Genomic DNA, 11,482 nt, shown 5'->3' with positions numbered 1-11,482 from the left:
TCGTGCGGCGCTTCCCGCGTCCGGGCGGAGACGGCGGTGCCGACGGAGGCAACGCCGTGCCGGGGCCCCCGCCCCCGTGCGGATTCAGGCTTCCGTACGGCCCGTACGTCGGCGGGGGCGAGCCCGGTTGCTGCGGTGTCGTCATCGGATGCGGCCGGCCCTCACTTGCTGAAGGCCATCATCGTCTTGGTCTCCTTCTCCTCCGCGTCGTTCCGGGCGCTGACGCGCCCCGCCGCGACGACGAAGGTGCCGCCCGAGTAGACGTAGGCCGGGTTGTAGTAGTCGTCCTCGATCTCGGCCGTCGCCAGCGGGTGCTGCTGGAGGATCTTCGGGGTGCCGCCGGTCGGGGCGATCGTGGCGACCGCGCCGCCCTTGTCGTACATCGCCTTCATGTAGACCACGACCTCCGAGCCCTCCATGCGCAGCGGGGTGATCGTGCGCTCGGCGGGGGCGGCGGCGCGCCACTTCTGCTTGCCGGTGTTCAGGTCGAACGCGACGACGGCGTTGGCCTGGCGGTACTCGGAGTCCGTCGCCATGTAGAAGGTGCCGGCGTCGGCGGCCACGCCCTGGCAGCCCTGGAGGTTGCGCCCGAAGATGACGAACGCGCCGCCGCCGCAGTCGGGGGCGTACTTGTCGTTGCCGCCCTGGATCTGCGAACGGAGCTTGCCGTCGGGGGTGACGGCGAAGACGGTCCACTTCTTCTCGTCACGCTGCTGCGCGGAGACGACGAGCGGGTTCACCGAGTAGACCTTGTCGACCTCCCAGTTGGGCTGGAGCTTGAAGGTCCAGCGGGGCTTGCCCGTGTTCGGGTCGACCTCGCTGATCTGCTCCTGCTTCTTGCTGACGTCGCTCGTACGGCAGCTGGCCGCGGCGATCAGCTTCGCCCCGCCCGCGAAGGCGTACGGCTGGCACTGGCCGGCGGCCGGCTTGCCGAAGAGCGGCTTGCCGTCGGTGAGCGAGAAGCCCCAGGAGTTGTTGGTCCCGGCCGCCGTCACGGTGGTGCCGCTGATGGCGAGCGTGATGTCGGAGAGCGAGCTGAAGCCCGTGCCCTTGTCGAGCGTCTTCTTCCATCCCGCCTTGCCGGTCTTCAGGTTGACCTGCTGCAGGACGGTGCAGTCGGCGCGGTCGCCGGCCTTGTCGTTGATGCCGATGACGGTCGTGCCGTCGGCGGCGGGCTCGGGGGCCGCCGCGCACACCTCGAAGGGCAGGTCGAGGTGCCACTTGGAGGCGCCGTCGCTGAGGCCGAATCCGCTGATGCCCTTGTACATCGCCTTGGCGACGACGTCGCCGGTGACCCACGGACCGAAGACGTCGGCGCCGTTGCGGGGCAGGTCGACGTTGTTCTTGAGCAGCCAGTTGATCTTGGCCTCGCCGGGCTTGCGGCCGGCGTTGAGGTCGTCCTCGCCGTTGCGGCCCCCGCCGTCGCCGCTGCCGTCGCCCTGGTCGACGGACTCGGAGGGCTTCGGGGTGCCGCTGGTGGCGGTCGGCTTGGCGACCGGCTTGTCCTCGTCGTCACCGCTCAGCGCGAACCAGGTGCCGCCGCCGATGACGAGCGCGGCGGCCACGGCCGCCGCGACGACTACACCCGGCTTGCCCTTGAAGGGGTTCTTGCCGCCGGGGGCGGGCGCCGGGGCGGGGTAGCCGTACTGACCCGGCTGCTGGCCGTAGGGGCCGGGCTGCTGGCCGTACGGACCGGGCTGCTGGCCGTACGGACCGGGCTGCTGGGGGTAGCCGTAACCGGGCTGCGGCGGCTGGTTGTACGGACCCGGCTGCTGGGGATAGCCGTAACCGGGCTGCTGCGGCTGGCCGTACGGGCCCGGAGCGGCGGGCGGGGGCGTCTGCGGAGCCTGCGGTGCCTGCGGTGCCTGCGCCGGGGCCGGCGGAGCCTGGGGCGGCATCGGCGGGGCCTGCGGCGGCATCGGCGGCGGGTTCGGAGCCGGATTCTGGGCCGGACCCGACGCCGGGTTCTGAGGCGGGTTCTGAGCCGGGTTCTGGTTCGGATCCGGGTTCGGTGCGCCGAAGCCCGGCGGCTGGTTGCTGGGCGGCTGGGTCATCAGCGCGTTCCCCCTTGGTGTGAGCGGGTTTTCTTTCTACCACTCACGGGATGGCGCAAAAGCGACCGGTCCACCCCTTGTTCCCAAGGGAGGACCGGCCCGTGATGCCCTCGTTATGCGTTTCGCACGGCTTCTCTACGCATCCTCCGCCAATTCCAGCCAACGCATCTCCAATTCCTCACGTTCTCCCGCGAGTTCTCGCAGCTCGGCGTCCAACTTCGCGACCTTCTCGAAGTCGGTGGCGTTTTCGGCGATTTGGGCGTGGAGCTTGGCCTCCTTCTCGGAGACCTTGTCCAGCTGGCGCTCGACCTTCTGCAGTTCCTTCTTCGCGGCCCGGGCGTCGGCGGCCGAGAGACCGGGCTTCGCCTGCGCGGCCGTGGCGGCGGCCGGCGCGGGGACCGAGGCCTCGATCATCCTCTGCCGCCGCTCCAGGTACTCGTCGATACCGCGCGGCAGCATCCGCAGCGCCGCGTCGCCGAGCAGCGCGAACGTACGGTCGGTGGTGCGCTCGATGAAGAACCGGTCGTGGGAGATGACGACCATGGAGCCCGGCCAGCCGTCGAGGAGGTCCTCCAGCTGGGTCAGGGTCTCGATGTCCAGGTCGTTGGTGGGCTCGTCGAGGAAGAGGACGTTGGGCTCGTCCATGAGGAGGCGCAGCAGCTGGAGCCTGCGCCGCTCGCCGCCGGAGAGGTCGCCGACGGGCGTCCACTGCTTCTCCTTGGAGAAGCCGAACTGCTCGCAGAGCTGACCGGCGGTCATCTCGCGGCCCTTGCCGAGGTCGACCCGGTCGCGGATCTGCTGGACGGCCTCCAGGACGCGCAGCGTCGCGGGCAGTTCGGTGACGTCCTGGGAGAGGTAGGCGAGCCGTACGGTCTTGCCGACGACGATCCTGCCGTCCGCCGGCTGCTGCTCGCCCTGGCTGACGGCCGCGTCGGCGAGCGCCCGGAGCAGGGAGGTCTTCCCGGCGCCGTTGACGCCGACCAGGCCGATGCGGTCGCCGGGACCGAGCTGCCAGGTGAGGTGCTTGAGCAGCGTCTTGGGGCCGGCGGTGACGGTGACGTTCTCCAGGTCGAAGACCGTCTTGCCGAGGCGGGCGTTGGCGAACTTCATCAGCTCGGAGGTGTCGCGCGGCGGCGGCACGTCGGCGATCAGCTCGTTGGCGGCCTCGATGCGGTAGCGGGGCTTGGAGGTACGGGCGGGGGCACCGCGCCGCAGCCAGGCCAGCTCCTTGCGCATCAGGTTCTGCCGCTTGGTCTCCTCCGTCGCCGCGATGCGCTCGCGCTCGGCGCGCGCGAAGACGTAGTCGGAGTAGCCGCCCTCGTACTCGTGCACGTCACCGCGCTGCACGTCCCACATGCGGGTGCAGACCTGGTCGAGGAACCAGCGGTCGTGGGTGACGCAGACGAGCGCGGAGCGACGCTCCTGGAGGTGCTTGGCGAGCCAGGCGATGCCCTCGACGTCGAGGTGGTTGGTGGGCTCGTCGAGGACGAGCAGGTCCTGGTCCTCGATGAGGAGCTTGGCGAGCGCGATACGGCGCCGCTCGCCGCCGGAGAGGGGCCCGATGACCGTGTCGAGGCCCTGCTCGAAGCCGGGCAGACCGAGGCCGCCGAAGAGCCCGGTGAGGACGTCGCGGATCTTGGCGCTGCCGGCCCACTCGTGGTCGGCCATGACGCCGATGACCTCGTGCCGGATGGTGGCCTTCGGGTCGAGGGAGTCGTGCTGGGTGAGCACCCCGAGCCGCAGCCCGCCACTGTGCGTGACACGGCCGGTGTCGGCCTCCTCCAGCTTGGCGAGCATCCGGATGAGGGTCGTCTTGCCGTCGCCGTTGCGGCCCACGACACCGATCCGGTCACCCTCGGAGACGCCGAGCGAGACACCGTCGAGCAGGGCACGTGTGCCGTACACCTTGCTGACGGCCTCGACATTGACCAGGTTGACGGCCACTTTGACTCCTGTACGGGGGGATGGATCGACGTCCAAGGGTAGACGCCGGGCCGCGGGGACGGCGTCCAACGTTTCCCCGCCCGCCCGCGGAGCGCCCGGGGCCTGCTAGCAGCGGTTGAGGTTGCCGCTCCCCCCGGTGGTCTTGTCGGCGAAGACCCAGCCCTCGGTCTCCGTGCCCTCGATACGGGCGTAGATCCACTTGTTGCCGTGGGCGTTGGTGACGTAGCAGTGGTAGTAGACCTTCACGCCGTCCTTGACCGGGGACACCCAGCCGCAGTCCGCGTACGGCCCGGTGTAGAGGTGGGAGTTCTGGGACAGGTGTCCGTAGCCGTCGCTGCGGTTGGAGTGGGTCCAGCCGGTGCACGCCGTGGGGAGCGGGGTGGGCTCCTTCACGGTGGGGGTGGGCGTCGGCTTCGCGGACGTGGACGGCTTGGCGGACGCGGACGGGCTCACGGACGGCTTGCCCTCCGGTGTCGCCTGCGGGGGAGTCGGCCCGGTGGGAGTGGCGGAGCTCGTCGCGCCCGGGCCCATGGACGTCAGGTCGCCCGGGGAGGTCGGTTCGTCGCCGCCCGCGCCGCCGCCGGTACCGGACAGGTCGCCGTCGGCCGGCGCGTTCGCGGCGGGAGGCGCCGCCTGCGAGCCGCCGCCGCCCGGGTCGTCGCCGGTGTTCATGAGCGCGTAGGCGACGCCGCCGCCCACGAGGGCGGTGGCGACCGCGGCCGCGACGACGGTACGGGTACGGCGGCGCCGCGCGCGGACGACCTCGGTGCGACTCTCGGAGCGGCTCGCCTGCGGGGCGGCGGGTACGGGGGCCGGGTGCGGGAACTGCTGCGGGGCCGGCTGCGGGTACTGCTGCTGGAACGGTTCGGCGGCGGGTCCGAAGGCGCCGGGCGGTGCCTGTACGGGAGCGGGGGCCGGGGGCTGTACGGGTGCGGGTACGGGCCCGGGCGCGAGGTTCGTCGTTGCGTCCGTCGCCGCGCCCGGGGCCGTCACCGCGGCTGGGGCCGTCGTCCCGCCCGCGGCGACCGCCTCCAGCATCTCGCGGGCCCGCGCGGCGTCAGGGCGCTGCTCCGGCTCCTTGGCCATCAGCGCCCGCAGCACCGGACCGAGCGGTCCGGCGCGCCGGGGTTCGGGCAGCGGCTCGCCGACGATGGCCGCGAGCGTGGACCAGACCGAGGTGCGGCGGAAGGCGGAGGCGCCCTCCACGGCCGCGTACAGCGTCATGCCGAGCGCCCAGACGTCCGAGGCGGTCCCCGGCTGCCGGCCCTGCGCGCGCTCCGGCGGCAGGTAGTCGAGGGAGCCGACGATCTGACCGCTCTGGGTCAGCTTGGCCAGGGCCTCGTCGCCGGAGCGCTCCATGCTGGCGATGCCGAAGTCGGTGAGCACGACGCGCCCCCAGCCTCCGGCCGGGGAGCCCGTGCCGCTCGGCTCGCTGCGCTCCAGGAGCACGTTCCCCGGCTTGACGTCCCGGTGCAGGACCCCGGCCCGGTGGGCCGCGTCCAGCGCGTCCATCAGCCTGGCCCCGATCGCGGCCACCTCGCGCGGGTCCAGCGGGCCGTGCTCGGTCAGCACCTCGTCGAGGGAGGGGCCTTCGACCAGCTCCATGACGATGACGGGCAGCCCGCGCTCCTCGACGACGTCGTGCACGGTGACCACGCCGCTGTGCCGGATCCGGGCGGCGGCCTGCGCCTCGCGCTCCATCCGGACCCGCAGATCGGCGAGTTCGGCGGGGGAGGCGTCGGTGTAGGCCCGCAGGACCTTGACGGCGACCTCGCGGTTCAGCACCTGGTCCACGGCCCGCGCGACCACGCCCATGCCACCGCGCCCGATCATCGCGGTCACCCGGTAGCGCCCGCCCAGCACCTCGCCGACCAGCTCCGCGCCGTTCGCCCCCGTCACGTGTCACGCCCCGATCCGTCGTACGTCGTCGATGTCGCCCTGTGGAGGGACCAGCGTAGGCGTACGCGCGGGGGCGCCCTTCGACGGCCCCGGACCCGGGGACCGGGCCGGGCCCGGCCCATGCTCACGGATGGTGACGCTCCGTCAGTACGGTGCGGGTGTCAGGGAGTGCGCTGCCCCGGGATCCGCGCGCGGCCCGCCCGTTCGACGAGCAGCCATCCGACGAGAGCCATCGCGACGGCGGCGGGGGCGGTGACGCGGACGGCGATCAGGGTGGCCGCGTGGCCCTCCAGGAGGCCGCCGAAGCCGGTCATCGACAGGCCGAGCACGCCGAAGAGGGCGAGGGTGACGCCGAGGGCGGCGAGCGGGGCCGAGCCTGCGGGCGGGCGGTGGGCGGCGGGGCGTTCGAAGCGGCGGAAGGCAGCGACCAGCAGGCCGGTGACGACGGCCGCGGCGGCGATACGGAGAGGCACCTGGGCCCACCAGGCGCCGGTGGCGGGCCTGGGCAGCGTCATGTCGAGCGCGAGGAACACGCCGTACACGCCGAGCATGGCGGTCAGGTGCCACAGGAACGCGGTCATGGCGATCCCGTTGGCGGCGACGACCTTCCGCCAGACGCCGGCGCGGGCCGCGAACCGGGCGCCCGGGCCCTTCAGCAGCTCCACCGCGCCCACCAGCCAGAGGCCGTGCGCGAGCAGGGCGAGGGTCGGCGGAGCCATGTTGGAGACCTTCTCACCGGGCATCCCGACCATGGAGAGCGGATACGGCCCGAGGGCGACGAGGAGACCCGCGCCGAGCAGGCCGCACGCGGCGAGGGCGCCGGGGAGGCGGATCATGCCGTCGGCCCTGAGGAAGCCGAGCTGATGTACGGCCAGCCAGACGAAGGCGAAGTTGAGGAACTCGACGAACGGCACGCCCAGCGCGAACCGCAGGACGTCCACGGCGACCGCCCCGCCCGCGAGTGCCGCGAACGCGCCCCAGCCCCACCGCTCGTGCAGCTTCAGGAGCGGCGGCGTGAACGCCACCATCGCGAGGTAGATCCCGATGAACCAGAGCGGCTGGGTGACGAGCCGCAGCGCGACCCCGGTCAGCCCCCCGTCCGCGCCGAGGAGCTGGATCACGAGTGCGGCGCTCCCCCACACCGCGACGAACACCATCGTCGGGCGCAGGAGCCGCTGGAGCCGGGCGCGCAGGAAGGCGGCGTAGCCGGGGCGGGAGCGGTGGGCGAGGGCGTGGGAGAACCCGCCCACGAAGAAGAACACCGGCATGACCTGCAGCGCCCAGGTGACGGCCTGGAGTTCCGGTACGACGGCCAGCAGGTTGCCCACCTGCCCGTCGGCCTCCACGGCGGCCATCAGCCAGTGGCCGAGGACCACGACCCCGAGCGAGGCGACCCGCAGCAGGTCGACGTACCGGTCCCGCGTCGCGGGGGTGGCGGCGGCGAGTTCCCGAGCGCTGATTCCCATGCGGGTACGGTCCCGCCCGGGGGCGGGCCCCCGGCAGCGCTCGGATACTCAACTCGGCTCTGAGTACGGGCCGGCCGGGCCCACCTCGTGGACCACGGCCACGGCCACGCCCAGGGAGGGCTAGCGGACCGTCGCGCCCGGTGCCGGGGACGTGGCCGCGCGGGCCGTGCGGCAGGTGCCGGAGGCGATCAGGGCGTCGGCGACCGCGCGGGCCGCTTCCTCGTCCTTCACCAGGAACGCGGTCGTCGGGCCCGAGCCCGACACCAGGGCCGCCAGGGCGCCGGCGGCCGTGCCTGCCTCCAGGGTGGCGTTCAGGGCGGGCCGCAGGGAGACGGCGGCCGGCTGGAGGTCGTTGGCCAGGGCCCCGGCCAGCGCGGTCGTGTCGCCCGTGCGCAGGGCGTCCAGGAGCGCCGGGGAGGCGGCGGGCTCGGGGACGGCGACCCCTTCGGTGAGGCGGTCGAACTCGCCGAACACCACGGGCGTCGACAGCCCGCCGTCGGCGACGGCGAAGACCCAGTGGAACGTGCCGCCCACCGGCAGCTCCGTCAGCCGCTCGCCGCGGCCGAGGCCCAGCGCCGCGCCGCCGACCAGGCTGAACGGCACGTCGCTGCCGAGTTCGGCACAGATCTCCAGGAGTTCGGCGCGGGAGGAGCCGAGGCCCCACAGCGCGTCGCACGCGAGCAGGGCGCCCGCGCCGTCCGCGCTGCCGCCCGCCATGCCGCCCGCGACGGGAATGTCCTTGGCGATGTGGAGGTGGACGTCCGGGGAGATGCCGTGCCGTGCGGCGAGCAGCTCCGCCGCGCGCGCGGCCAGGTTGGTCCGGTCCAGCGGCACCTTGTCGGCGTCGCGGCCCTCGCAGGTGACCGTCAGTTCGTCGGCGGGCGTCGCGGTCACCTCGTCGTACAGGGAGACGGCGAGGAAGACGTTGGCCAGGTCGTGGAAGCCGTCGGGGCGCGCCGCGCCGACCGCCAGCTGGACGTTGACCTTGGCGGGCACCCGCACGGTGACGCTCACGCCTTCGCCTCCGCGATCCTGGCGAACTCCTCCACCGTCAGGGCCTCGCCCCGGGCCTGCGGGGAGATGCCCGCCTTGACCAGGGCCTCCTCCGCCGCCGCGGGCGAGCCCGCCCACCCGGCGAGCGCGGCCCGCAGGGTCTTGCGGCGCTGCGCGAACGCCGCGTCGACCACCGCGAAGACCTGCGCCTTCGACGCGGTCGTGGCGACCGGCTCCGTACGCCGGACCAGCGAGACGAGGCCCGAGTCGACGTTCGGCGCCGGCCAGAAGACGTTGCGGCCGATCGAGCCGGCCCGCTTCACCTCGGCGTACCAGTTCGCCTTCACCGACGGCACGCCGTACACCTTGTTGCCGGGCCCGGCCGCCAGCCGGTCCGCGACCTCCGCCTGGACCATCACGAGCGTGCGCTCGATCGTCGGGAAGCGGTCCAGCATGTGCAGCAGGACCGGCACGGCCACGTTGTACGGGAGGTTCGCGACGAGCGCGGTGGGCGCGGGGCCCGGCAGCTCCTGGACGTCCATCGCGTCGGAGTGGACCAGCGCGAAGTGGTCCTTCTTCGCCGGCAGCCGGGCCTCGATGGTGGACGGCAGGGCGCCCGCCAGGATGTCGTCGATCTCGACGGCCGTCACCCGGTCCGCCGCCTCCAGGAGTGCCAGGGTCAGCGAGCCGAGCCCGGGGCCCACCTCCACGACCACGTCGTCGGGGCGCACCTCGGCCGTGCGGACGATCCGCCGCACGGTGTTGGCGTCGATGACGAAGTTCTGGCCCTTCTGCTTCGTGGGCCGCACGCCGAGAGCGGCGGCCAGTTCACGGATGTCGGCGGGGCCGAGGAGGGCGTCGGGGCCTTCGGGGCCGGTGGTGGTGCTCACCGGTACAGCCTACGGCTCACTGGTGGAGCCTTCGGCCGCAGTGCGGCCAGGGGCTCGCGCCGCGCTGGACGTAGAGCTTCTTCGCCCGGTACGTCTGCTCCGAGGCCGACGCGTTCTGCGCGACCCCGCTGCCGCCGAGCGAGCGCCAGGTGCCGGGGTCGAACTGGTAGAGCCCGCCGTACGTCCCCGAGGGGTCGACCGCGTTCGGCCGGCCGCCGGACTCGCAGGCGGCGAGCGCGCCCCAGTCGAGCCCGTCCGCGCCCCCGACCGAGGTGGGCAGCGGCCGGGTGCCGACCCTCACCTTCCGGCTGACGGGCTCGCGGACGATCTCCTCGCCGGTCTTCCTCGGCTTCTGCCGGACCCCGTTGACGGTCCGCAGGCTGTACGTGACACGGCGCACGCCCTGGACGCCCTGCCGCTCGACGACCTCCATGCCCGCGAAGAGCTCCGGGTCACGGCTCCGCTCGACCGCGTACGGGATCGGCTCCTCGCGGATCTGCCGGGTGCCGGTGATCCGCAGGACGGTGATCGTCTGGCCGTCGCGCGGGAAGGAGCCGGGCGGTACGGAGGTGGTGTCCTGGCCGGAGAGGGTGATCCCGGCCTCCTCGACGGCCTCGCGGACGGTGGCGGCGTTGGTGCGCAGGGTCCGTTCGCGGCCGTCGGCGAGGAGGGTGACGGTCCGTTCGGTGCGGACGTCGAGGGCGAGGCCCCGGCGGGAGATGGGGGCTGTGCGGGAGACGGAGAGGTACGCGCCCTCGGCCCGTACGCCGAGCTGGCGCAGGGCGCCGTCGACGGTCCTGGCGGTGGTCCACACCTGGCGGCGCTGTCCGTCGAGGGTGAGGGCGACGGGCCGGCCGTAGCGGACGACGACCTCGTCGCCGCTGGTCAGGGCCGCGTCAGGGGCGGGGGCCACGATGTCGTGCGAGCCGACGGCGAGGCCCTCGTCCGCGAGCAGCTCGTCGACGTCGTCGGCGAAGGTGTGCAGCGTGCGCGGGACGCCGTCGACGGAGAGCCGGATCGCCTTGTCGTTGGCGACGAAGGCGCTGGTGCCGCCCGCCAGGAAGGCGACGACGAGGGCCTGCGGGACGATGCGCCGCAGGCTCTCGCCGGGGCCCGGCCTGGCCTTGCGTCGGCGGGCCGCGCGCCGGGCCTCGGCGCGCGTGCCCTGGACCGGTACGAGTACGGCCGCCTGCGTCGGCTGCTCGTGGACGGGCACGGGCGGCGGCCCGGCAGGCGCCGCCCTCCGCCCGGCTCGGTGACTGCCCTGGGAAGTGCTCACGAGGCCGGGACCCTAGCCCCGGCGGTGATCACTCTCCAAAACGACCCGACTACTACACGTAACCGTTATGGATCGGTGACCGAAATCAGTAGTCGAAGGCGGTCGCCGTGTTCACGGCGATCGCCTCGCAGAGCTCCTCCTCCGTGATCCCGCGCACGGCGGCCATCGCGCGGACGGTGACCGGGATGAGGTACGGCGCGTTCGGCCGGCCCCGGTACGGCGCCGGGGTCAGGAACGGGGCGTCCGTCTCGACCAGGACGAGGCCCAGCGGGGCGACCGCGAGGGCGTCGCGCAGGGGCTGCGCGTTCTTGAAGGTCATGTTGCCGGCGAAGGACATGTAGTAGCCCTTCGCGGCGCAGATCTCCGCCATCTCGGCGTCGCCGGAGTAGCAGTGGAAGACGGTCCGCTCCGGCGCGCCCTCCTCGTCGAGGACCCGCAGGACGTCGGCGTGGGCCTCGCGGTCGTGGATCACGAGCGCCTTGCCGTGGCGCTTGGCGATCTCGATGTGCGCCCGGAAGGAGCGCTCCTGGGCCGCCATGCCCTCGGGGCCGGTGCGGAAGTGGTCGAGCCCGGTCTCGCCGACGGCCCGTACGTACGGCAGGGCGGCGAGGCGGTCGATCTCGGCGAGCGCGTCGTCCAGGGCGGCGTCCCCGCCCGCCTCGCGGGCGCCCTGACGCGACCAGCCGTCAGGGTCCCCGAGCACGATCCTGGGGGCCTCGTTGGGGTGCAGGGCGACGGCGGCGTGCACGTGGTCGTGGGCGGCCGCGGTCTCGGCGGCCCACTGGGAGCCCTTGATGTCACAGCCCACCTGGACGACGGTCGTGACCCCGACGGCGGCGGCCTTGGTGAGGGCCTCCTCGACGGTGCCGGACTGCATGTCCAGGTGCGTGTGGGAATCCGCCACCGGGACCGGGAGCGGTTCGGGCAGCGGCGGCGGGGCGTCCTTCGAACTCATGG

Annotated in this window: 8 protein-coding genes; all 8 read right to left on the bottom strand. The window is 73.4% G+C overall.

The features are described from left to right. Positions 1–161 precede the first annotated feature (161 nt). The 8 genes from ACFVGW_RS19390 to ACFVGW_RS19355 all read right to left on the bottom strand — a co-directional run bounded on the left by ACFVGW_RS19390 (position 162) and on the right by ACFVGW_RS19355 (position 11,480). Positions 162–2,054, bottom strand: coding sequence for a PQQ-binding-like beta-propeller repeat protein (locus ACFVGW_RS19390; RefSeq protein ID WP_385852841.1), 1,893 nt, complete (start codon positions 2,052–2,054; stop codon positions 162–164). A 135-nt stretch (positions 2,055–2,189) separates the two neighbouring features. Next, complete coding sequence (locus ACFVGW_RS19385; protein ID WP_385852840.1) at positions 2,190–3,998, bottom strand: ABC-F family ATP-binding cassette domain-containing protein; 1,809 nt, start codon at positions 3,996–3,998, stop codon at positions 2,190–2,192. Between the two features lie 105 nt (positions 3,999–4,103). Continuing rightward, complete coding sequence (locus tag ACFVGW_RS19380; protein WP_385852839.1) at positions 4,104–5,897, bottom strand: protein kinase; 1,794 nt, start codon at positions 5,895–5,897, stop codon at positions 4,104–4,106. Positions 5,898–6,058: 161 nt separating this feature from the next. After that, entirely contained in the window at positions 6,059–7,363 is a 1,305-nt protein-coding gene (locus ACFVGW_RS19375; protein ID WP_385852838.1) for an acyltransferase, read from the bottom strand. A 120-nt stretch (positions 7,364–7,483) separates the two neighbouring features. Further along, positions 7,484–8,377 (bottom strand): 4-(cytidine 5'-diphospho)-2-C-methyl-D-erythritol kinase, encoded by an 894-nt coding sequence (locus ACFVGW_RS19370; protein WP_385852837.1) that lies wholly within the window; start codon positions 8,375–8,377, stop codon positions 7,484–7,486. Further along, positions 8,374–9,246, bottom strand: a complete 873-nt coding sequence (gene rsmA / locus ACFVGW_RS19365; RefSeq protein WP_385852836.1) for a 16S rRNA (adenine(1518)-N(6)/adenine(1519)-N(6))-dimethyltransferase RsmA — start codon at positions 9,244–9,246, stop codon at positions 8,374–8,376. Before rsmA ends, ACFVGW_RS19370 begins: the two co-directional genes overlap by 4 nt. A 16-nt stretch (positions 9,247–9,262) precedes the next feature. Beyond that, complete coding sequence (locus ACFVGW_RS19360) at positions 9,263–10,525, bottom strand: ubiquitin-like domain-containing protein (RefSeq protein ID WP_352188468.1); 1,263 nt, start codon at positions 10,523–10,525, stop codon at positions 9,263–9,265. Between the two features lie 85 nt (positions 10,526–10,610). Continuing rightward, positions 10,611–11,480, bottom strand: coding sequence for a TatD family hydrolase (locus tag ACFVGW_RS19355; RefSeq protein ID WP_383291032.1), 870 nt, complete (start codon positions 11,478–11,480; stop codon positions 10,611–10,613). Positions 11,481–11,482: the final 2 nt, after the last annotated feature.

The organism is Streptomyces sp. NPDC127129 (assembly GCF_042671585.1).
In the GTDB taxonomy this organism is placed as follows: domain Bacteria; phylum Actinomycetota; class Actinomycetes; order Streptomycetales; family Streptomycetaceae; genus Streptomyces.
This window is presented reverse-complemented; position numbering and strand designations above follow the sequence as displayed.